Origin of the sequence: Pseudomonas sp. C8002, assembly GCF_013385765.1 — a bacterium.
Lineage (GTDB): Bacteria > Pseudomonadota > Gammaproteobacteria > Pseudomonadales > Pseudomonadaceae > Aquipseudomonas.
Map to the genome: position 1 here is coordinate 21,484 of NZ_JACAPJ010000012.1, position 20,954 is coordinate 42,437.

A 20,954-nucleotide genomic window follows, 5' to 3' on the forward strand; every position below is an offset into this window, starting at 1 on the left:
GGGGTGCATCATGGCAATCGTTAAATGCAAACCGACTTCCCCTGGCCGCCGTTTTGTGGTCAAGGTGGTCAACCAGGAGCTGCATAAAGGCGCTCCTCACGCACCGCTGCTCGAGAAGAAATCGAAGACTGGTGGTCGTAACAACAATGGTCGTATTACCACTCGTCACATCGGTGGTGGCCATAAGCAGCATTATCGTCTGGTCGACTTCCGTCGCAACGACAAAGATGGCATCGCTGCCACTGTCGAGCGTATCGAATACGATCCAAACCGTACTGCTCACATCGCTCTGCTGCTGTACGCAGATGGCGAGCGTCGCTACATCATCGCCCCTAAAGGCGTGAGTGCTGGTGACCAGCTGATCGCAGGTGCTTTGGCACCGATCAAGCCGGGCAACGCTCTGCAACTGCGCAACATTCCAGTTGGTAGCACCGTACACGGCATCGAATTGAAGCCGGGTAAAGGCGCGCAAATCGCTCGTTCCGCTGGTGCTTCGGCTCAGCTGATCGCTCGTGAAGGTGTCTACGTGACCCTGCGTCTGCGCTCTGGTGAAATGCGTAAAGTATTGGCTGAATGCCGTGCGACCCTGGGCGAAGTCTCGAACTCCGAGCACAGCCTGCGTTCGCTGGGTAAAGCTGGTGCCAAACGCTGGCGTGGCGTTCGCCCAACCGTTCGTGGTGTTGCCATGAACCCGGTTGACCACCCACACGGTGGTGGTGAAGGTCGTACCTCTGGTGGTCGTCATCCGGTATCGCCATGGGGCTTCCCGACTAAGGGCGCGAAGACTCGTGGTAATAAGCGTACCGACAAAATGATCGTCCGTCGTCGCAAGTAAATAGAGGGATACGACAGTGCCACGTTCTCTGAAAAAAGGTCCTTTTATTGATCTTCACCTACTGAAGAAGATCGAAGTGGCGGCGGAAAAGAACGATCGCAAACCGGTGAAAACTTGGTCGCGTCGTTCGATGATCCTGCCACAAATGGTCGGTCTGACCATCGCAGTGCATAACGGTCGTCAACATGTTCCAGTTCTCGTGAACGAAGACATGGTCGGCCACAAACTAGGCGAGTTTGCCGGTACCCGCACATATCGTGGGCACGTGGCAGACAAGAAAGCCAAGCGTTAAGGGGTAAGGAACGATGGAAGTAGCCGCTAAGTTGTCGGGCGCTCGAATCTCCGCCCAGAAAGCCCGCTTGGTCGCCGACCAGATCCGCGGGAAGAAGGTGGGCGAAGCGCTCAACCTGTTGGCTTTCAGCAGTAAGAAAGCCGCCGAGATCATCAAGAAAGTGCTGGAGTCGGCCGTAGCCAACGCCGAGCACAACGAAGGCGCAGACGTTGATGACCTGAAGGTCAGCACCGTTTTCGTCAACGAAGGGCGTTCGCTGAAGCGCATCATGCCTCGTGCCAAAGGCCGAGCTGATCGCATCGTCAAGCGGTCTTGCCATATCACTGTCAAGGTTGCTGACAAGTAACGGAGTCGAAGAGATGGGTCAGAAAGTACATCCCATTGGCATTCGCCTGGGAATCGTCAAGGAGCACACCTCCGTCTGGTACGCAGACGGTCGGACTTATGCGGACTACTTGTTCGCTGATCTGAAGGTGCGTGAGTATCTCCAAGACAAACTAAAAAGCGCGTCCGTGAGCCGTATCGATATCCATCGTCCTGCTCAAACTGCACGTATCACCATCCACACCGCTCGTCCAGGTATCGTTATCGGGAAGAAAGGTGAAGATGTTGAGAAACTGCGTCAGGACCTGACCAAGCAAATGGGTGTGCCTGTGCACATCAATATCGAAGAGATCCGCAAGCCGGAGCTCGACGGTATGCTGGTTGCGCAGAGCGTAGCTCAGCAGCTGGAGCGTCGCGTAATGTTCCGTCGCGCTATGAAGCGCGCAGTACAGAACGCCATGCGCATTGGTGCCAAAGGCATCAAAATCCAAGTGAGCGGTCGTCTCGGCGGTGCTGAAATCGCACGTACTGAATGGTATCGCGAAGGTCGTGTGCCACTGCACACCCTGCGTGCCGACATCGACTATGCCAACTACGAAGCTCACACCACCTACGGTGTGATCGGTGTAAAGGTTTGGATCTTCAAAGGCGAAGTAATTGGTGGTCGCCAAGAAGAACTGAAACCACAAGCACCAGCGCCTCGTAAAAAAGCTGCTAAGTAAGGGGTACGCCAAATGTTGCAACCAAAGCGTACGAAGTTCCGCAAGCAGATGACAGGCCACAATCGTGGTCTGGCTCAGCGCGGTAGCAAAGTCAGCTTCGGCGAATATGCGCTGAAGTCTGTAGCTCGTGGTCGTCTCACCGCTCGTCAGATCGAGTCAGCGCGTCGTGCACTGACCCGTCACGTTAAACGTGGCGGCAAGATCTGGATCCGTGTATTCCCGGACAAGCCTATCTCCAAAAAGCCCCTCGAAGTTCGGATGGGTAAAGGTAAGGGTAACGTGGAATATTGGGTTGCCCAGATTCAGCCAGGCAAAGTCCTGTATGAAATCGAGGGTGTTACTGAAGAGCTGGCGCGTGAGGCTTTCGCCCTGGCTGCTGCAAAGCTGCCGCTCGCCACCTCCTTTGTTAAACGGACGGTGATGTGATGAAAGCGAATGAACTTCGTGAAAAATCCGCACAGCAGCTGAACGAGCAACTGCTCGGCCTGCTGCGCGACCAGTTCAATCTGCGTATGCAGAAAGCAACTGGCCAGTTGGGGCAGTCTCATCTGCTCTCGCAAGTTAAGCGTGACATTGCTCGCGTGAAGACTGTGCTCAACCAGCAGGCAGGTAAGTGATCATGGCTGAAGCCGAAAAGACTGTCCGTACGCTGACTGGCCGTGTTGTCAGCGACAAGATGGACAAAACCATCACCGTTTTGATCGAGCGTCGCGTTAAGCACCCGATCTACGGTAAATACGTTAAGCGTTCGACTAAGCTGCACGCGCACGACGAAACCAACCAGTGCCACATCGGCGACAAAGTCACTATTCGTGAAACTCGTCCGTTGGCCAAGACCAAGTCTTGGGCCCTGGTTGATGTTCTCGAACGCGCTGTGGAAGTCTAAGGACTAGGGGTCGGAGAAATTATATGATTCAGACTCAATCCATGCTCGATGTGGCCGATAACAGCGGCGCACGCCGTGTTATGTGCATCAAGGTGCTGGGTGGCTCCCATCGTCGTTACGCTGGTATCGGTGACATCATCAAAGTTACCGTGAAGGAAGCAATTCCTCGCGGTAAAGTGAAAAAAGGCCAAGTGATGACTGCTGTTGTAGTCCGCACTCGTCACGGCGTACGCCGTGCAGATGGCTCCATTATCCGCTTTGATGGCAACGCTGCTGTTCTTCTGAACAACAAGCAAGAGCCGATCGGCACCCGTATCTTTGGGCCAGTGACCCGTGAACTTCGTACTGAGAAGTTCATGAAGATCGTCTCGCTCGCCCCAGAAGTGCTGTAAGGAGATCCGACATGCAAAAGATTCGTCGTGACGACGAGATCATCGTGATCGCCGGCAAAGACAAAGGTAAGCGCGGTAAGGTGCTGAAGGTTCTTGCTGATGACCGTCTGGTCGTTAGTGGTCTGAACCTGGTCAAGCGTCATACCAAGCCTAACCCGATGTCGGGCGTACAAGGCGGTATCGTCGAGAAAGAAGCGCCACTGCACGCTTCTAACGTCGCCATCTTCAACGGCGAAACCAACAAGGCTGACCGCGTTGGTTTCAAAGTAGAAGAAGGTAAGAAAATTCGTGTCTTCAAGTCGACCCAAAAAGCGGTTGATGCTTGAACACTGCTAGGTAGAAGACCATGGCACGACTAAAAGAGATTTACCGGAAGGAAATCGCACCGAAACTTAAGGAAGAACTTAAGCTTTCGAACGTGATGGAAGTTCCGCGCGTTACCAAAATCACCCTGAACATGGGTCTGGGCGAAGCGATCGGCGACAAAAAAGTCATCGAGCACGCTGTTGCTGACCTGGAAAAGATCACCGGCCAAAAAGTCGTTGTGACCTACGCTCGTAAATCCATCGCTGGCTTTAAAGTCCGTGAAGGATGGCCGATCGGCGTCAAAGTGACTCTGCGCCGTGAGCGTATGTACGAATTCCTGGATCGTCTGCTGTCGATCTCCCTGCCTCGGGTCCGCGACTTCCGCGGCCTGAATGCCAAGTCCTTCGATGGTCGTGGTAACTACAGCATGGGCGTTAAAGAGCAGATCATCTTCCCGGAAATCGACTACGACAAGATCGATGCTCTCCGCGGTCTGGACATCACCCTGACCACCACTGCCAAGAACGATGATGAAGGCCGCGCTCTGCTGCGTGCGTTCAAATTCCCGTTCCGCAACTGATTGGAGTAGGACCATGGCCAAGATGAGCATGAAAAACCGCGAGCTGAAACGTCAGCTCACGGTTGCCAAGTACGCCAAGAAGCGTGCAGCACTGAAAGCAATCATCGTTGATCTGAACGCAAGTCCAGAAGCACGTTGGGAAGCTACAGTTGCTCTGCAGAAGCAGCCACGTGACGCAAGCGCTTCGCGCATGCGTAACCGCTGCCGCCTGACCGGTCGTCCACACGGCGTTTACCGCAAGTTCGGCCTCGGCCGTAACAAACTGCGTGAAGCGGCAATGCGTGGTGACGTACCAGGTCTGGTTAAAGCCAGCTGGTAAGTACTTTCGAAGTCTCGGTGGTCAGGATCGCAAGATACTGACCGCCGGTGGCCTAGAATCTGGAACAAGCCCCTTTTGGGGCTTGTTTCATTTCCGGAGTGTGTCTAAAATACGCGGCTCGCCTGAGCCCGTGTGTTTTGTGCTCGGAGATTCTCGGCGACACGTAATGGCCGCAAGGCTAATTTTTTTGTATTAGGAGCGTCTAGCCATGAGTATGCAGGACCCGTTAGCGGACATGCTAACTCGTATCCGTAATGCCCAGATGGCTGAAAAGTCCGTCGTAAGCATGCCATCTTCCACGTTGAAGGTTGCTGTTGCCAAAGTCCTGAAAGACGAAGGCTACATTGCGGGTTATCAGATCAGCAGCGAAATCAAACCACTGCTGTCCATCGAGCTGAAGTACTTCGAAGGCCGTCCGGTCATCGAAGAAGTGAAGCGCGTTAGCCGTCCAGGCCTGCGTCAGTACAAGTCCGTTGATGATCTGCCAAAAGTTCGTGGCGGTCTCGGTGTGTCTATCGTCTCCACCAACAAAGGTGTGATGACGGATCGTGCTGCGCGCGCTGCCGGTGTCGGCGGCGAAGTTCTTTGCACTGTGTTCTAAGGGGGGATAAGCATGTCACGCGTCGCTAAGAACCCCGTTAAGCTGCCAGCCGGTGTCGAAGTAAAATTCGCAGGCCAACAGCTTTCGGTGAAGGGTGCCAAGGGCACTCTGGAACTGAACATCCATTCGTCCGTTGAGATCGTTGAAGAAGCTGGTGAGCTGCGTTTCGCTGCTCGCAATGGCGATCAACAAACTCGCGCAATGGCCGGTACCACTCGTGCGTTGGTAAACAACATGGTCCAAGGCGTAAGCCAAGGCTTCGAGCGCAAGCTCCAGCTGGTCGGTGTTGGTTACAAAGCGCAAGCAAAAGGCACGGTTCTGAACCTGGCCCTTGGCTTCTCGCACCCAGTGGATTACGAACTGCCGGAAGGCATCACCGCTGAGACCCCTAGCCAAACCGATATCCTGATCAAGGGTATTGATAAGCAGCTGGTAGGTCAGGTGGCCGCTGAGATCCGCGACTTCCGTCCACCAGAGCCGTACAAAGGCAAAGGTGTGCGCTACGCGGACGAAGTCGTCCGTCGTAAAGAAGCCAAGAAGAAGTAGGGCATAGCAAATGACCGACAAAAAAGTTACTCGACTGCGTCGCGCTCGCAAAGCACGCCTGAAAATGCACGAACTCGAAGTCGTGCGTCTCTGCGTGTTCCGCTCGTCGCAGCACATCTACGCCCAGGTCATCTCGGCCGACGGCAACAAAGTCCTGGCAAGCGCCTCGACTTTGGATAAAGAACTGCGTGATGGTGCCACTGGCAACATCGACGCGGCCACTAAGGTTGGCCAGCTGGTCGCTACGCGTGCTAAGGCCGCCGGCGTCTCGCAAGTGGCTTTCGACCGCTCTGGCTTCAAGTACCACGGCCGCGTGAAAGCGCTGGCTGATGCTGCTCGTGAAGCTGGGCTGGAGTTCTAAGTTATGTCAAATAACGACCAAAAGCGCGACGAAGGCTACATTGAGAAGCTGGTTCAAGTTAACCGCGTAGCCAAAACCGTTAAAGGCGGCCGTATCTTCACTTTCACCGCGTTGACCGTGGTAGGTGATGGTAAAGGGCGCGTTGGCTTCGGCCGTGGCAAGTCACGTGAAGTGCCTGCTGCGATCCAGAAGGCAATGGAAGCTGCTCGTCGCAACATGATCCAAGTTGATCTGAACGGCACTACTCTGCAGTACGCAATGAAGTCCGCTCACGGCGCTTCGAAGGTGTACATGCAGCCTGCCTCTGAAGGTACCGGTATCATCGCTGGCGGCGCTATGCGTGCTGTCCTCGAAGTTGCTGGCGTTCAGAACGTTCTGGCCAAGTGCTACGGCTCGACTAACCCGGTGAACGTGGTTCACGCCACTTTCAAGGGTTTGAAAGCAATGCAGTCTCCTGAATCCATTGCCGCCAAGCGTGGCAAAAGCGTCAAGGAGATCTTCTGATCATGGCTACCGTTAAAGTAACGCTGATCAAAAGCATGACCGGCCGCATCCCTAACCACAAATTGTGCGTTAAGGGTTTGGGTCTGCGTCGCATCGGTCACACTGTAGAAGTACTTGATACTCCCGAGAATCGCGGGATGATCAACAAGGCTTACTACATGCTGCGTGTCGAGGGTTAATTCGATGAAACTCAATGATCTGAGTCCAGCGCCGGGTTCCCGTCGCGAAAAGCATCGTCCGGGCCGTGGTATCGGTAGTGGTTTGGGCAAGACCGGTGGCCGTGGCCACAAAGGTCAGTCCTCCCGCTCCGGTGGCACCATCGCTCCAGGCTTTGAAGGCGGTCAACAGCCGCTGCATCGTCGCCTGCCGAAGTTCGGTTTCGTTTCCCTGAAAGCCATGGACCGCGCAGAAGTGCGTCTGTCCGAGCTGGCCAAAGTGGAAGGCGACATCGTTACCGTGCAGACCCTGAAAGATGCCAACGTGATCAACGTCAACGTACAGCGTGTGAAAATCATGCTGTCCGGTGAAGTGACTCGCGCTGTCACTATCGGCAAGGGAATCGGCGCCACCAAAGGTGCGCGTTCGGCTATCGAAGCAGCTGGCGGCAAGTTCGAGGAATAAATGGCTAAGCAAGGTGCTCTCTCAGCGCTCGGCAAAGGCGGTATGTCTGAACTTTGGGCTCGTCTGCGTTTTCTGTTCCTGGCGATTATCGTCTACCGAATAGGCGCACACATCCCGGTTCCAGGTATCAACCCGGACCGACTCGCAGACCTGTTTCGACAGAATGAGGGGACCATTCTTAGCTTGTTCAACATGTTTTCCGGCGGCGCGCTGGAACGGATGAGCATCTTTGCACTGGGGATCATGCCGTACATCTCGGCATCGATCATCATGCAACTGATGACCGCCGTCAGTCCGCAGTTGGAGCAGTTGAAGAAGGAAGGTGAAGCTGGCCGTCGCAAGATAAGCCAGTACACCCGCTACGGCACTGTCATCCTCGCCCTGGTCCAGGCTATCGGCATGTCCGTTGGCCTGGCCGGGCAGGGTGTTGCGTTCACTGGTGACTTTGGCTTCCATTTCGTCGCGGTATCCACATTTGTGGCTGGTGCGATGTTCATGATGTGGCTGGGTGAGCAGATTACTGAGCGTGGTGTTGGTAACGGTATCTCGATGTTGATTTTCGCAGGTATCGTTGCCGGTCTTCCGAGAGCGATTGGGCAGTCTTTCGAGTCTGCACGTCAGGGTGATATCAATATCTTCGCCCTGGTTGCCATCGGTTTGTTGGCAGTAGCGATTATCGGTTTTGTGGTGTTCATTGAGCGTGGCCAGCGTCGTATTGCTGTTCACTACGCCAAGCGTCAGCAGGGCCGCAAGGTCTTTGCCGCGCAGACCAGCCACCTGCCGCTGAAAGTGAACATGGCCGGGGTTATTCCTGCCATTTTCGCGAGCAGCATTTTGCTGTTTCCGGCTTCGTTGGGTGCCTGGTTCGGTCAGTCTGAAGGTATGGGCTGGTTGCAGGACATCTCGCAGTCGATCGCTCCTGGTCAGCCGTTGAATATTCTGCTGTTTAGTGCAGGGATTATTTTCTTCTGCTTCTTCTATACGGCGTTGATGTTCAATCCGAAAGACGTAGCGGAAAACCTGAAGAAGTCCGGTGCCTTTATTCCGGGTATTCGTCCAGGTGAGCAGTCTGCGCGCTACATTGATGGCGTTCTGACTCGCTTGACCATGTTCGGTGCTCTATATATGACGGCCGTCTGCCTGTTGCCCCAGTTCCTGGTGGTTGCAGCAAACGTTCCGTTCTACCTTGGCGGGACCTCGTTGCTGATCGTCGTCGTGGTTGTGATGGACTTCATGTCCCAAGTACAATCGCACCTCGTTTCGCACCAGTACGAATCCCTGATGAAGAAAGCCAACCTGAAGGGTTACGGCAGCGGCATGTTGCGCTGAGTACCCATAAGGTTCGAGGAGTTGGTGATGAAAGTTCGTGCATCGGTGAAAAAGCTGTGCCGTAACTGCAAGATTATTCGCCGCGAAGGTGTTGTTCGAGTAATTTGCAGCGCGGAACCGCGTCACAAACAGCGCCAAGGCTGAGTGTGATCCGCTTGAAGCCCGGCAGCTAGTGCGCTGCCGGGTTGATTATTTGTTATTACAGCGATATTATCTCGCGCCCTATTTCTTGGCTTCCGGGGCGTAGGTAGCTGTCAATTGGAGTCCCACTGAATGGCCCGTATTGCAGGCGTTAACATTCCAGATAACAAGCACACTGTTATCTCGCTGACCTACATCTATGGTGTTGGTCGCACTACTGCGCAGAAAATTTGCGCAGACACTGGGGTAAACCCAGCCGCAAAGATCAAGGATCTGAGCGACGAGCAGATTGAGCTGTTGCGTGGCGAAGTGGCGAAGTTCACCACTGAAGGTGACCTGCGTCGCGAAATCAACATGAAAATCAAGCGTTTGATGGACCTCGGTTGCTACCGTGGTCTGCGTCATCGTCGTGGTCTTCCAGTACGCGGTCAGCGTACCAAGACTAACGCGCGTACCCGTAAAGGTCCGCGTAAGCCGATCCGCAAGTAATCGCCCACGCGAATCGACAGGAAATTAATCATGGCAAAACCTGCTGCTCGTCCTCGTAAAAAAGTTAAAAAGACAGTGGTTGATGGCATCGCCCACATCCATGCATCTTTTAACAACACAATCGTGACCATCACCGACCGTCAAGGTAACGCGCTTTCTTGGGCTACCTCCGGTGGTTCGGGTTTCCGCGGTTCCCGCAAGTCCACCCCGTTTGCTGCTCAAGTAGCTGCTGAACGTGCTGGTCAAGCTGCGCTGGAATATGGCCTGAAAAACCTCGACGTCAACGTCAAAGGTCCAGGTCCAGGTCGTGAGTCTGCTGTCCGTGCATTGAACGGCTGTGGCTATAAGATCGCCAGCATCACCGACGTGACGCCAATCCCGCACAACGGGTGCCGTCCGCCGAAGAAGCGCCGCGTGTAATCCAGGAGATTGTAAAGAATGGCTCGTTACATTGGTCCAAAATGCAAACTCGCTCGTCGTGAAGGCACCGATCTCTTTCTGAAGAGCGGCGTGCGCGCGATCGAATCGAAGTGCAACATTGAAGCAGCACCTGGTATCCACGGCCAACGCCGCGGTCGCCAGTCCGACTACGGCACCCAACTGCGTGAAAAGCAGAAGGTCCGTCGTATCTACGGCGTTCTCGAGCGTCAGTTCAGCGGCTACTACAAAGAAGCTGCTGGCAAGAAAGGTGCAACCGGTGAAAACCTGCTGCAACTGCTCGAATGCCGTCTGGACAACGTTGTATACCGTATGGGCTTTGGTTCGACTCGTGCCGAATCCCGTCAGCTGGTATCGCACAAATCCGTCAGCGTAAACGGCCAAACCGTTAACGTCCCGTCGTACCAGGTTCGTGCTGGTGACGTGGTCGCGATTCGCGAGAAAGCAAAAAATCAACTTCGCATTGTCCAAGCTCTCGATCTGTGTGCCCAACGTGGCCGCGTAGAATGGGTAGAAGTAGACACTGAGAAGAAGTCGGGCGTTTTCAAGAACGTTCCTGCTCGCAGTGATCTGTCCGCCGACATCAACGAAAGCCTGATTGTCGAGCTCTACTCCAAGTAAGGGCTAGAAAATAGGTGCATCCATGCAGATTTCGGTAAATGAGTTCCTGACACCCCGTCACATTGATGTGCAGGTTGTCAGTCCAACCCGCGCCAAGATCACTCTCGAGCCTCTCGAGCGTGGTTTTGGCCACACCCTGGGCAACGCGCTGCGCCGCATCCTGTTGTCCTCAATGCCCGGCTGTGCAGTAGTCGAGGCCGAGATTGACGGTGTGCTCCACGAGTACAGCGCCATCGAAGGTGTACAGGAAGACGTAATTGAAATCCTGTTGAACCTTAAAGGTCTGGCTATCAAGCTGCACGGCCGTGACGAAGTTACGCTGACCTTGTCGAAGAAGGGTTCGGGGGTGGTTACCGCTGCCGATATTCAGCTGGATCATGATGTCGAGATCGTTAATCCCGATCACGTAATCGCTAACCTGGCGTCTAACGGCGCCCTGAACATGAAGCTCACCGTAGCTCGTGGTCGTGGTTATGAACCGGCCGACTCGCGTCAGAGCGATGAAGACGAAAGCCGCAGCATTGGTCGCTTGCAGCTCGACTCTTCGTTCAGCCCGGTTCGCCGTATCGCATACGTGGTGGAAAACGCCCGTGTCGAACAGCGTACTAACCTGGACAAGCTGGTTATTGATCTGGAAACCAACGGTACTCTGGATCCTGAAGAGGCTATCCGCCGCGCTGCAACCATTCTGCAACAGCAGTTGGCTGCGTTCGTCGACCTCAAGGGTGACAGCGAACCAGTGGTAATCGAGCAGGAAGACGAGATCGATCCGATCCTGCTTCGCCCGGTTGACGATCTGGAACTGACTGTACGTTCGGCTAACTGCCTTAAGGCGGAAAACATTTACTACATCGGTGATCTGATTCAGCGCACCGAAGTAGAACTGTTGAAGACTCCGAACCTGGGCAAGAAATCCTTGACTGAAATCAAGGACGTTCTGGCCTCCCGCGGTCTGTCCCTCGGCATGCGCCTCGACAACTGGCCGCCTGCAAGTCTTAAGAAGGACGACAAGGCGACTGCCTGATCGTCGTAATCACCGAACGTGAGTTTGGTAAGGAATGAACCATGCGTCATCGTAAAAGTGGTCGTCACCTGAGCCGTACCAGCTCGCACCGTAAGGCTATGTTCCAGAACATGGCGGTGTCGCTGTTCGAGCACGAGCTGATCAAAACTACACTGCCGAAAGCTAAAGAACTGCGTCGCGTTGCTGAGCCGCTGATTACTTTGGCCAAGACAGACAGCCTGGCTAACCGCCGTCTGGCTTTCGACCGTACTCGTTCGAAAGCTATCGTTGGTAAGCTCTTCAACGACCTGGGCAAGCGTTACGCTACCCGTGAGGGTGGCTACCTGCGCATCCTCAAGTGCGGTTTCCGCGCTGGTGACAACGCGCCTATGGCGTACGTTGAGCTGATCGATCGTCCAGTTGGCGGTGAAGCTGTATCCGCTGAGTAAGACGTCAGTCTGTAACGAAGAACCGGGCCTAGTGCCCGGTTTTTTGTGCGCGTTCAAAACTGGAATTACCTCGAGCGAATACACGTTCAGCCCGTGCAGCTACTTCTGATATCCGTTCGGATGGATCGTTAGTTAATTTCTATCGGTGGGTATGATTTAATAAATTTGATGGTGTCATCTTCCTGATCAATAATCGCTCCAAGCCGATTAGCCGGCAGTTCCAAGACTGACCTGAGGAAGATTGAGCATGAGCCAGAATAAAACCCTTACTACCGCCAGCGGCGCACCTGTCGCGGATAACCAGAATTCCCGTTCCGCCGGCCCACGCGGCCCGCTGCTGCTCGACGACTTTCACCTGATCGAGAAGCTCGCTCACTTCAACCGTGAAAACATTCCTGAGCGTCGTGTACACGCCAAAGGCTCGGGCGCTTACGGTACCTTCACCGTCACTCAAGACATCACGCAGTACACCAGCGCCAAGCTCTTCGATTCTGTGGGCAAGCAAACTCCGACTTTCCTGCGCTTCTCCACGGTGGGTGGCGAGCGTGGTTCGGCTGATACTGAGCGCGACCCGCGTGGTTTCGCGTTGAAGTTCTACACCGAAGAAGGCAACTGGGACATCGTTGGTAACAACACCCCGGTGTTCTTCATCCGCGACCCGCTGAAGTTTCCCGACTTTATCCACACCCAAAAGCGCCTGCCGCAAAGCAACCTGAAAAGTGCACAGATGATGTGGGACTTCTGGTCGCACTCCCCTGAGGCGCTGCACCAGGTCACCATCCTGTTTTCGGACCGTGGCATCCCGGACGGCTACCGTCACATGCACGGCTTCGGCAGTCACACCTACAGCTTGATTAACGCCAAAGGCGAGCGTCACTGGGTGAAGTGGCACTACAAGACCAAGCAAGGTATCAAGAACCTGGCGCCGGCTGACGCTGCACGCCTGGCCGGTACCGACCCTGATTACGCTCAGCGCGATCTGTTCGGTGCTATTGAGCGTGGTGACTTCCCGAAATGGCGCGTGTGCATTCAGATCATGACTGAGGCCCAGGCCAACGCTCACTACGAAAACCCGTTCGACGTGACCAAGACCTGGTCGCAGAAAGAGTTCCCGCTGATCGAAGTGGGTGAGCTGGAACTGAACCGCAACCCGCTGAACTACTTTGCTGAAGTTGAACAGGCGGCTTTCGGTCCAAGCAACATGGTCCCGGGTGTTGGCCTGTCGCCAGACCGCATGCTGCAAGGGCGCGTGTTCGCTTACGCCGATGCCCATCGCTACCGCGTAGGTACCAATCACCAGCAACTGCCGGTGAATGCGCCACGCAGCCCGGTCAACAGCTACCAGCGTGATGGTTCGATGGCATTCGGCTCCAATGGTGGTGCGGCCCCCAATTACGAGCCAAACAGCTACGCCGATGCGCCGAAGCAGGCTCCTCAGTACGCCGAGCCAGCCTTGGCCCTGAGCGGTGCGGCTGATCGTTACGATCACCGCGAAGATACCGACTACTACAGCCATGCCGGTGCGCTGTTCCGCCTGATGAACGATGAGCAGAAAGCCCTGCTGATCAACAATATCGCCGGCGCAATGGCGGGTGTTTCCAGCGACGTGGTGCAGCGCCAGTTGCAGTACTTCTTCAAGGCCGACTCGGCTTATGGAGAAGGGATCGCATCTGCACTGGGTGTATCGCTTAACTGACTCTAAACGATAAGCAGAACCGCCCTCATTTGGGCGGTTTTTGCGTTATTTAAGCTACTTTTCACCGGAAATCTTCACTTTTCTGCCGTTGGTCCCGTGACCTCCGGGTCATCATGGTTCAAACTACAGACTTTCAAGCAGGGAGATGTAGGGCGATGCAAGGTCACCCCGACGTAATCGATTACCTCAACACGTTGCTGACGGGCGAACTGGCAGCTCGTGACCAATATTTCATTCACTCGCGGATGTACGAAGACTGGGGCTTTACCGAGCTCTACGAGCGTATCAACCATGAAATGGAAGAAGAGGCACAGCACGCCGACGCACTGATGCGCCGTATCCTGATGCTCGAAGGCACGCCCCGTATGCGTCCCGACGACCTGGATACCGGCACCACGGTGCCTGAGATGCTCGCCAGCGACTTGCGCCTTGAGTACAAGGTCCGTGCCGCGCTCTGCAAGGGCATTGAGCTCTGCGAGCAGCACAACGACTACGTCACGCGGGAAATCCTGCGGGTGCAGTTGAATGACACCGAAGAGGATCACACCTACTGGCTGGAAAAGCAGTTGGGCCTGATCAAGCTGATTGGCCTGGAGAATTACCTGCAATCGCAGTTCTGATTCCTCCAGCTACTAAAAAGCCCCTGTCACTTACACGGTGACAGGGGCTTTTTCGTGGGGCTGAACAATCAGTCCTTGTCGCGAGCCAGCAGAGGCTTGAGGTAGAAGCCGGTGTGAGACTGCTTCATCTCCGAGACTTGCTCCGGTGTGCCGACCGCAATGATCTGCCCACCTTTGGAACCGCCTTCCGGGCCCAGGTCCACCAGCCAGTCGGCGGTCTTGATCACATCCAGATTGTGCTCGATCACTACCACCGTGTTGCCGTGGTCACGCAGGCGATGCAGCACATCCAGCAATTGCTGAATATCCGCGAAGTGCAGGCCTGTGGTCGGCTCGTCGAGGATGTACAGCGTCTTGCCGGTATCACGCTTGGACAGCTCGCGAGACAGCTTGACCCGCTGGGCCTCGCCACCCGACAGCGTCGTCGCCGACTGACCCAGCTTGATGTACGACAGGCCAACATCCATCAGTGTCTGCAGCTTGCGCGCCAGGGCCGGTACCGCGTCGAAGAACACCCGCGCTTCCTCGATCGTCATCTCGAGGGTTTCGTGGATGCTCTTGCCCTTGTACTTGATCTCCAGGGTTTCGCGGTTGTAGCGCTTGCTCTTGCACACGTCGCACGGCACGTAGATGTCCGGCAGGAAGTGCATCTCCACCTTGATCAAGCCATCGCCCTGGCACGCTTCGCAGCGGCCGCCCTTGACGTTGAACGAGAACCGGCCAGGCCCGTAGCCACGGGAGCGCGATTCCGGCACGCCGGCGAACAGCTCGCGAATCGGCGTGAACAGCCCGGTGTAGGTCGCCGGGTTGGAGCGCGGTGTGCGGCCAATCGGGCTTTGGTCGATATCGACCACCTTGTCCAGGTGTTCCAGGCCCTTGATGCTGTCGTGAGCGGCGGCTTCCAGGGTGGTCGCGCCGTTCAGTGCAGTGGCACTCAACGGGAACAGCGTGTTGTTGATCAGCGTTGATTTGCCCGAACCGGATACACCGGTCACACAGGTCAGCAGGCCCAGCGGGATCTCCAGGTCGACATTGCGCAGGTTGTTGCCGCGCGCGCCCTTGAGGTGCAGTGCCATCTTCTTGTTGCGCGGGGTGCGTTTGGCCGGCACGGCGATCTTCACGCGACCCGACAGGTACTTACCGGTCAGCGAGTCAGGATGCGCCATCACTTCAGCCGGCGTGCCCTCGGCGACAATATGCCCACCGTGAACACCCGCTCCCGGGCCGATATCGACCACATAATCGGCCAGGCGAATCGCGTCTTCATCGTGCTCGACCACGATCACCGTATTGCCGATGTCCCGCAGGTGCTTCAGCGTGCCCAGCAAGCGGTCGTTGTCCCGTTGATGCAATCCAATCGACGGTTCATCGAGGATGTACAACACGCCCACCAGGCCGGCACCGATCTGGCTGGCCAAGCGAATCCGCTGGGCTTCACCGCCGGAAAGCGTGTCGGCACTGCGGTCCAGCGACAGGTAGTCCAGGCCCACGTTGACCAGGAACTGCAGCCGTTCACGAATCTCCTTGAGGATCTTGTCGGCAATTTCCCCGCGGCGGCCCGTCAGTTTCAGCGTGCCGAAGTATTCGCAGGCATCGCCAATCGGCAGGTTGGTCACTGCCGGCAGGGTCTTCTCGCCAACCCACACATGCCGCGCCTCACGGCGCAGGCGTGTGCCACGGCAATCCGGGCAAGGCTGGGTGCTGAGGAACTTGGCCAGCTCCTCGCGCACGCTGGCGGACTCCGTCTCGCGGTAGCGCCGCTCCAGGTTCGGCACGATGCCTTCGAACGGGTGCGAGCGTTTGACGATATCGCCACGGTCGTTCAAATACTTGAAGTCGACGTTCTGTGAGCCGCTGCCATGCAGGATGAATTTCTGCTGTTCGGCGGGCAGTTCGTTGAACGGCACTTCCAGGCTGAACTTGTAGTGCGAAGCCAACGACCCCAGCATCTGGAAGTAATAGACGTTACGCCTGTCCCAGCCACGTATCGCACCCTCCGCCAGTGTGAGGTCACCGTTGACCAGGCGCTTGATGTCGAAGAATTGCTTAACCCCCAGGCCATCACAGGTCGGGCAAGCGCCGGCCGGGTTGTTGAAGGAAAACAGCTTCGGTTCCAGCTCGCTGATGGCATGGCCGCAGATCGGGCAGGCGAAGCGCGCGGAGAAGATAATTTCTTCCCCGGGTTCGTCGTCCATCGGCGCCACCAGGGCGATACCGTCTGCCAGCTTCAGCGCGGTCTCGAAAGACTCCGCCAGGCGCTGCTGCAAATCGGCACGCACCTTGAAACGGTCGACGACCACATCAATCGAGTGCTTCTTCTGTTTATCCAGCTTCGGCGCTTCGTCCAGCTCGTAGAGCTTGCCGTTGATGCGGGCACGCACGAAACCCTGGGCACGCAGTTCTTCAAAGACCGAAAGGTGTTCACCCTTGCGCTCGCGAATCACCGGTGCCAGCAGCATCAGCTTGGCGCCCTCCGGCTGGGCCAGCACCAGGTCGACCATCTGGCTGACGGTCTGGGCTTCCAGGGGAATGTCGTGGTCCGGGCAGCGGGGAATACCCACGCGGGCATACAGCAGGCGCAGGTAGTCGTAGATCTCGGTGATGGTGCCCACGGTGGAACGCGGGTTGTGGGAGGTGGATTTCTGTTCGATGGAAATCGCAGGCGACAGGCCTTCAATGGTGTCGACGTCGGGCTTTTCCATCATCGACAGGAACTGGCGGGCATAGGCCGACAGGGATTCCACGTAGCGGCGCTGGCCTTCGGCGTACAGCGTGTCAAACGCCAGGGACGACTTGCCGGACCCGGACAAGCCGGTGATGACGATCAGTTTGTCCCGTGGCAGGGTCAGGTCGATGTTCTTCAGGTTGTGGGTTCGAGCCCCACGAATCAGGATCTTGTCCAAGATGGCCTCGCACGGCGGGCGTAAATAATGCAGGAGTATACGGCTAAAGACTGGATGAATATACACTGTCAAAGTGCCGGGTGCAGCCTTACATGAAAGCTGCGCGGCAAAGCGCCGCATATACCCTCTCAATCGATGGGACTGGTAGAATCGCCGCCGGTTCACACGAGGTTTATCCATGCACGATCCCCACAGCGAACGCATGAGTGGCAGCGAGACCCGCGCAGCAAGCGGTCTGGCCCTGGTGTTCGCATTCCGTATGCTTGGCATGTTTATGGTGTTGCCGGTGCTGGCGACCTATGGAATGGATCTCGCAGGAGCGACCCCGGCCCTGATCGGCCTGGCGATTGGCGCCTATGGCCTGACCCAGGCGCTGTTTCAGATTCCGTTCGGCGTCATTTCCGACCGCATCGGCCGCCGGCCGGTGATCTACCTCGGCCTGATCGTCTTCGCCCTGGGCAGTGTGCTTGCGGCCAATGCCGACTCTATCTGGGGCGTGATCGCCGGACGCGTCCTGCAAGGCGCCGGCGCGATTTCCGCCGCCGTCATGGCACTGCTCTCCGACCTGACCCGCGAACAACACCGTACCAAGGCCATGGCGATGATCGGCATGACCATCGGTCTTTCGTTCGCCGTGGCGATGGTAGTTGGCCCGCTGCTGACCCGCGCGTTCGGCTTGCACGGCCTGTTCCTGGCGACGGGTGGCATGGCGCTGTTCGGCATCGTGATCGTAGCCTTCATGGTTCCGCATTCCACGGGGCCGTTGCAGCACCGTGAGTCGGGCGTCGCCAAGCAGGCATTGCTGCCGACACTCAAGCACCCGGACCTGTTGCGCCTGGATTTGGGTATCTTCGTATTGCACGCAATGCTGATGTGCAGCTTCGTCGCCTTGCCCCTGGCCCTGGTACAAAAAGCCGGGCTGCCCAAGGAGCAGCACTGGTGGGTGTACCTGACCGCGCTGCTGATTTCGTTCTTCGCCATGATCCCGTTCATCATCTACGGCGAGAAGAAACGCAAAATGAAACGAGTTCTGCTGGGCGCCGTCGCGACATTGATGCTCACTGAGCTATTCTTCTGGCAGTTCGGCGACAGCCTGCGGGCGCTGGTGATCGGCACGGTGGTGTTCTTCACCGCGTTCAACCTGCTGGAGGCTTCACTGCCTTCGCTGATCAGTAAGGTTTCACCGGCCGGCGGCAAAGGCACGGCGATGGGCGTGTATTCCACCAGCCAGTTCCTCGGTTCTGCACTGGGCGGGATCATGGGCGGCTGGATGTTCCAGCATGGCGGTTTGTCGGTTGTGTTCCTGGGATGCGCAGGTCTGGCTGCCCTCTGGCTAGCCTTTGCTGTTACCATGCGCGAACCTCCCTATGTGACGAGCCTGCGCTTGCCGTTATCGCCCGAAGCGATCCGCGAAGCCGGTCTGGTCGAGCGCCTTAAGGCCGTTGTTGGGGTTACGGATGCTGTGGTTGTTACTGAAGAAGCCGCCATCTACATCAAATTGGACACCGAATTATTGGATCGCGCGACGCTCGAGCAACTGGTCAACCCAGTGCCGACAGCGCGCCCAGCCTAGGAGAACGTTATGGCCCGTGGGGTTAACAAAGTCATATTGGTCGGTACATGCGGCCAGGATCCCGAAGTTCGCTACTTGCCGAACGGTAACGCCGTGACCAACCTGAGTCTGGCGACCAGCGAGCAGTGGACCGACAAGCAAACCGGCCAGAAGGTCGAGAAAACCGAATGGCACCGTGTGTCGATGTTCGGCAAGGTTGCAGAGATCGCCGGTGAATACCTGCGCAAAGGTTCGCAGGTCTACATCGAAGGCAAGCTGCAAACCCGCGAGTGGGAAAAAGACGGCATCAAGCGTTACACCACTGAAATCGTGGTCGACATGCAAGGCACCATGCAACTGCTGGGCGGCCGTCCACAGGGCGACCAACAGGGCCAGGGCGGCATGTCCAACTCGGCGCCGCGTCCACAGCAGCAGTCCCGTCCGCAGCCAACCCAGCAGCCACAGCGTGAGTCGCGTCCAGCGCCACAGCAGGCCGCTCCTCAGCCGGCAGCCGACTTCGACAGCTTTGATGACGATATTCCGTTCTAAGGTCGCTTGAGACCCCGAACTGTCGCGTAACACCAGAAAACCCCCGGTGGCCTTGGCCCCGGGGGTTTTTCATTGCGGACACGGCAATCCGCTAAACGTCAGTAGAAGCGGCGCTCACCACCAACTCCCGAAACCTCTCCAATACCGACGACGTATCACCCACCCGCGTTGCCAAATGCAACGGCGCCACCAGGCTCCGGCACTCCGAAAGCTCGCGATAAACAATCCCGTCGCCCCGCAACCGTTGCATTGAGGCAGGCACAATCGAAACCCCAAGCCCCGCAGCCACCAGGCTCAATGTCGCCGTCATGCGCGGCGCCTCTTGCACAACCTGCGGGCTGAAACCCGCTTCTCGACACGCCACCAGAATCGCGTCATACAACCCAAGCCCCACCCGACGGCGATACAGCACAAACGCCTCGGTGGCCAATGCCGCCAATGGCAGCGGCGTCGACGGGTTGATAGCCAGTGGATGATCGGTAGGCAGCGCCAGCAACATTGGCTCTACCAGAATTGGCTGGTCCTGCAACGCCTGCGTCCCGCTCAGCGGCGAGCGAATGAACGCCGCGTCGAGCTTTTCGTGCAGCAACGCGTCCAGCAGTTCACCGGTACCGGCTTCTTCCAGTACCACTGAAACGCCGACAAAGGTTTCCCGAAACAGGCGCAGTACGCTGGGCACAAACGGATGCAAGGCGGCAGAGCTGGTGAAACCAATCGCCAGGCGTCCGCGTTCACCTCGGGCAGCGCGGCGCACAATGTCGGCCACACCATCGACGCTGGCCAAGATATGCCGCGCCTCTTCCAGCAAGGCCAGCCCCGCAGTGGTCGGGCGCACGCCTCGTGGCAGGCGCTCCATCAGCACCACACCCAACTCGGCTTCAAGACTTTGCAACAGGCGGGTCAGCGGCGGTTGCTGCATGCCCAGACGTTCTGCCGCGCGAGTGATATAGCCTTCTTCGGCAATCGCGACGAAGGCCCTGAGCTGCCTGAGTTCCAGCATAGGGATACTTTTCAGGTATGGGAGATGATCAATCGTGGCATTTGTTCTCATGGATCACAAGATTTAGGCTGTCCTCACTCCTCACAGAAGAAGGAATGCCGCAATGACCTGGTCAGCCAAGCAATACTCGATGTTCGAACAACAGCGCACTCGTCCCGTCCGGGATCTGGTAGCGGCCATCCCTGAGGGTGACGTGCGCACCGCTGTCGACCTGGGTTGCGGCCCGGGCAATTCGACTGAAGTCCTGGCTGATCGCTTTCCGCAGGCATTGGTCACCGGCATGGACAGCTCTGATGACATGCTGGTGGACGCCCGCAAGCGCCTGCCCGCGTTGAACTTCGAATTGGCGGATATCGGCGCCTGGAACCCCGTGCAGAAATTTGACGTCATCCTCGCCAATGCATCGCTGCAATGGCTGCCTGATCACGCCACGCTGTATCCGCATTTAGTCAATCAACTGACCTCCGGCGGCACCCTGGCGGTGCAGACGCCCGACAATCTTGACGAGCCGGCCCACAAGCTGGCGCGGGAAGTCGCGGCGGACGGCCCGTGGGCCGCAAAGATCGGCAGCGTCAAACACAATGAACGCCATACCGCGAGCTACTACTTTGAGTTGCTGAGCCAACACTGTTCCACCGTGGATGTATGGCGCACCACTTACCACCATCCGCTGGCAGGTTCCGCCGCGGTGGTGGAGTGGTTCAAGGGGTCGGCATTGCGTCCGTTCCTGGCGCCCCTAACCGAGTCAGAAAGGAACGCCTTCCTCGACGAGTACCTGGCGCGGATCACCAAGGCTTATCCAGCGCTGGCCGATGGCACTGTGTTGCTGCCGTTTCCGCGCCTGTTCATCATCGCTACCCGGTAAGCGCGGAGAA

General features: G+C 56.9%; 31 protein-coding genes. 29 read left to right on the forward strand and 2 right to left on the reverse strand.

Translation table 11 applies throughout. From position 1 onward, the window contains the following. The first annotated feature begins 10 nt into the window (after window positions 1-10). The 26 genes from rplB to bfr all read left to right on the forward strand — a co-directional run bounded on the left by rplB (window position 11) and on the right by bfr (window position 14,075). On the forward strand, window positions 11-835 hold the full coding sequence (rplB, locus tag HX814_RS17820; RefSeq protein WP_003210080.1) for a 50S ribosomal protein L2: 825 nt from the start codon (window positions 11-13) through the stop codon (window positions 833-835). 16 nt (window positions 836-851) lie between these two features. Further along, window positions 852-1,127 (forward strand): 30S ribosomal protein S19, encoded by a 276-nt coding sequence (gene rpsS, locus HX814_RS17825; protein ID WP_002555486.1) that lies wholly within the window; start codon window positions 852-854, stop codon window positions 1,125-1,127. A gap of 13 nt (window positions 1,128-1,140) precedes the next feature. Further along, window positions 1,141-1,473: a 50S ribosomal protein L22 gene (gene rplV, locus HX814_RS17830; protein WP_003210077.1), complete on the forward strand. Its 333-nt coding sequence runs from the start codon at window positions 1,141-1,143 to the stop codon at window positions 1,471-1,473. Between the two features lie 13 nt (window positions 1,474-1,486). Further along, window positions 1,487-2,173, forward strand: a complete 687-nt coding sequence (gene rpsC, locus HX814_RS17835; protein WP_003176422.1) for a 30S ribosomal protein S3 — start codon at window positions 1,487-1,489, stop codon at window positions 2,171-2,173. Between the two features lie 12 nt (window positions 2,174-2,185). Then, window positions 2,186-2,599 carry a 50S ribosomal protein L16 gene (gene rplP, locus HX814_RS17840; protein WP_003210075.1) on the forward strand — a complete coding sequence of 138 codons (414 nt, stop codon included), beginning with the start codon at window positions 2,186-2,188 and terminating at the stop codon, window positions 2,597-2,599. After that, window positions 2,599-2,790 carry a 50S ribosomal protein L29 gene (gene rpmC / locus HX814_RS17845; protein WP_002555481.1) on the forward strand — a complete coding sequence of 64 codons (192 nt, stop codon included), beginning with the start codon at window positions 2,599-2,601 and terminating at the stop codon, window positions 2,788-2,790. The genes rplP and rpmC overlap by 1 nt, the downstream gene beginning before the upstream one ends. Window positions 2,791-2,792: 2 nt before the next feature. Then, window positions 2,793-3,059, forward strand: a complete 267-nt coding sequence (gene rpsQ / locus HX814_RS17850; RefSeq protein WP_003176419.1) for a 30S ribosomal protein S17 — start codon at window positions 2,793-2,795, stop codon at window positions 3,057-3,059. A gap of 23 nt (window positions 3,060-3,082) precedes the next feature. After that, window positions 3,083-3,451 (forward strand): 50S ribosomal protein L14, encoded by a 369-nt coding sequence (rplN, locus tag HX814_RS17855; protein ID WP_002555479.1) that lies wholly within the window; start codon window positions 3,083-3,085, stop codon window positions 3,449-3,451. Between the two features lie 11 nt (window positions 3,452-3,462). Further along, window positions 3,463-3,777, forward strand: coding sequence for a 50S ribosomal protein L24 (rplX, locus tag HX814_RS17860; protein ID WP_003210072.1), 315 nt, complete (start codon window positions 3,463-3,465; stop codon window positions 3,775-3,777). A 20-nt stretch (window positions 3,778-3,797) separates the two neighbouring features. Beyond that, window positions 3,798-4,337 (forward strand): 50S ribosomal protein L5, encoded by a 540-nt coding sequence (rplE, locus tag HX814_RS17865; protein ID WP_003210069.1) that lies wholly within the window; start codon window positions 3,798-3,800, stop codon window positions 4,335-4,337. Window positions 4,338-4,350: 13 nt separating this feature from the next. Beyond that, the gene (gene rpsN / locus HX814_RS17870) at window positions 4,351-4,656 is read left to right on the forward strand and encodes a 30S ribosomal protein S14 (protein ID WP_003176414.1); all 306 of its coding nucleotides are present in this window, start codon (window positions 4,351-4,353) and stop codon (window positions 4,654-4,656) included. A gap of 208 nt (window positions 4,657-4,864) precedes the next feature. Continuing rightward, entirely contained in the window at window positions 4,865-5,257 is a 393-nt protein-coding gene (gene rpsH, locus HX814_RS17875; RefSeq protein WP_003186040.1) for a 30S ribosomal protein S8, read from the forward strand. Window positions 5,258-5,269: 12 nt separating this feature from the next. Beyond that, complete coding sequence (rplF, locus tag HX814_RS17880) at window positions 5,270-5,803, forward strand: 50S ribosomal protein L6 (RefSeq protein ID WP_003176412.1); 534 nt, start codon at window positions 5,270-5,272, stop codon at window positions 5,801-5,803. 10 nt (window positions 5,804-5,813) lie between these two features. Further along, on the forward strand, window positions 5,814-6,164 hold the full coding sequence (gene rplR, locus HX814_RS17885; protein ID WP_003186037.1) for a 50S ribosomal protein L18: 351 nt from the start codon (window positions 5,814-5,816) through the stop codon (window positions 6,162-6,164). A gap of 3 nt (window positions 6,165-6,167) precedes the next feature. Beyond that, window positions 6,168-6,668 (forward strand): 30S ribosomal protein S5, encoded by a 501-nt coding sequence (gene rpsE, locus HX814_RS17890; protein ID WP_003186035.1) that lies wholly within the window; start codon window positions 6,168-6,170, stop codon window positions 6,666-6,668. Window positions 6,669-6,670: 2 nt separating this feature from the next. Further along, the gene (rpmD, locus tag HX814_RS17895) at window positions 6,671-6,847 is read left to right on the forward strand and encodes a 50S ribosomal protein L30 (protein ID WP_003186033.1); all 177 of its coding nucleotides are present in this window, start codon (window positions 6,671-6,673) and stop codon (window positions 6,845-6,847) included. Between the two features lie 4 nt (window positions 6,848-6,851). Next, window positions 6,852-7,289 (forward strand): 50S ribosomal protein L15, encoded by a 438-nt coding sequence (gene rplO / locus HX814_RS17900; protein ID WP_003210066.1) that lies wholly within the window; start codon window positions 6,852-6,854, stop codon window positions 7,287-7,289. Then, window positions 7,290-8,618 carry a preprotein translocase subunit SecY gene (secY, locus tag HX814_RS17905; protein ID WP_003210064.1) on the forward strand — a complete coding sequence of 443 codons (1,329 nt, stop codon included), beginning with the start codon at window positions 7,290-7,292 and terminating at the stop codon, window positions 8,616-8,618. 27 nt (window positions 8,619-8,645) lie between these two features. Continuing rightward, window positions 8,646-8,762, forward strand: coding sequence for a 50S ribosomal protein L36 (gene rpmJ / locus HX814_RS17910; protein ID WP_002555468.1), 117 nt, complete (start codon window positions 8,646-8,648; stop codon window positions 8,760-8,762). Between the two features lie 129 nt (window positions 8,763-8,891). Continuing rightward, window positions 8,892-9,248, forward strand: coding sequence for a 30S ribosomal protein S13 (rpsM, locus tag HX814_RS17915; RefSeq protein WP_003210063.1), 357 nt, complete (start codon window positions 8,892-8,894; stop codon window positions 9,246-9,248). Between the two features lie 30 nt (window positions 9,249-9,278). Further along, window positions 9,279-9,668, forward strand: a complete 390-nt coding sequence (gene rpsK / locus HX814_RS17920) for a 30S ribosomal protein S11 (RefSeq protein WP_002555466.1) — start codon at window positions 9,279-9,281, stop codon at window positions 9,666-9,668. Between the two features lie 18 nt (window positions 9,669-9,686). Beyond that, window positions 9,687-10,307, forward strand: coding sequence for a 30S ribosomal protein S4 (gene rpsD, locus HX814_RS17925; protein ID WP_003210056.1), 621 nt, complete (start codon window positions 9,687-9,689; stop codon window positions 10,305-10,307). Between the two features lie 22 nt (window positions 10,308-10,329). Further along, complete coding sequence (rpoA, locus tag HX814_RS17930) at window positions 10,330-11,331, forward strand: DNA-directed RNA polymerase subunit alpha (RefSeq protein ID WP_003176403.1); 1,002 nt, start codon at window positions 10,330-10,332, stop codon at window positions 11,329-11,331. Window positions 11,332-11,372: 41 nt separating this feature from the next. After that, window positions 11,373-11,759 (forward strand): 50S ribosomal protein L17, encoded by a 387-nt coding sequence (rplQ, locus tag HX814_RS17935; protein ID WP_003210053.1) that lies wholly within the window; start codon window positions 11,373-11,375, stop codon window positions 11,757-11,759. Window positions 11,760-12,006: 247 nt separating this feature from the next. Then, entirely contained in the window at window positions 12,007-13,455 is a 1,449-nt protein-coding gene (locus HX814_RS17940) for a catalase (RefSeq protein WP_177008887.1), read from the forward strand. 155 nt (window positions 13,456-13,610) lie between these two features. Next, the gene (gene bfr, locus HX814_RS17945; protein ID WP_003210048.1) at window positions 13,611-14,075 is read left to right on the forward strand and encodes a bacterioferritin; all 465 of its coding nucleotides are present in this window, start codon (window positions 13,611-13,613) and stop codon (window positions 14,073-14,075) included. Between the two features lie 68 nt (window positions 14,076-14,143). Here the strand turns inward: bfr and uvrA are convergent, their stop codons facing one another. Continuing rightward, entirely contained in the window at window positions 14,144-16,978 is a 2,835-nt protein-coding gene (uvrA, locus tag HX814_RS17950; protein ID WP_003210046.1) for an excinuclease ABC subunit UvrA, read from the reverse strand. Between the two features lie 178 nt (window positions 16,979-17,156). Here uvrA and HX814_RS17955 point away from each other — a divergent pair, with 178 nt between their 5' ends. Both HX814_RS17955 and HX814_RS17960 read left to right on the forward strand, forming a co-directional pair. Beyond that, window positions 17,157-18,551, forward strand: coding sequence for an MFS transporter (locus HX814_RS17955; protein WP_003210044.1), 1,395 nt, complete (start codon window positions 17,157-17,159; stop codon window positions 18,549-18,551). A 9-nt stretch (window positions 18,552-18,560) separates the two neighbouring features. Next, window positions 18,561-19,079 carry a single-stranded DNA-binding protein gene (locus HX814_RS17960; RefSeq protein ID WP_003210042.1) on the forward strand — a complete coding sequence of 173 codons (519 nt, stop codon included), beginning with the start codon at window positions 18,561-18,563 and terminating at the stop codon, window positions 19,077-19,079. Window positions 19,080-19,170: 91 nt separating this feature from the next. Here the strand turns inward: HX814_RS17960 and HX814_RS17965 are convergent, their stop codons facing one another. Next, complete coding sequence (locus HX814_RS17965; RefSeq protein ID WP_177008886.1) at window positions 19,171-20,079, reverse strand: LysR family transcriptional regulator; 909 nt, start codon at window positions 20,077-20,079, stop codon at window positions 19,171-19,173. A 103-nt stretch (window positions 20,080-20,182) separates the two neighbouring features. Here HX814_RS17965 and tam point away from each other — a divergent pair, with 103 nt between their 5' ends. Continuing rightward, complete coding sequence (gene tam, locus HX814_RS17970; protein WP_177008885.1) at window positions 20,183-20,944, forward strand: trans-aconitate 2-methyltransferase; 762 nt, start codon at window positions 20,183-20,185, stop codon at window positions 20,942-20,944. The last annotated feature ends 10 nt before the right edge of the window (window positions 20,945-20,954 follow it).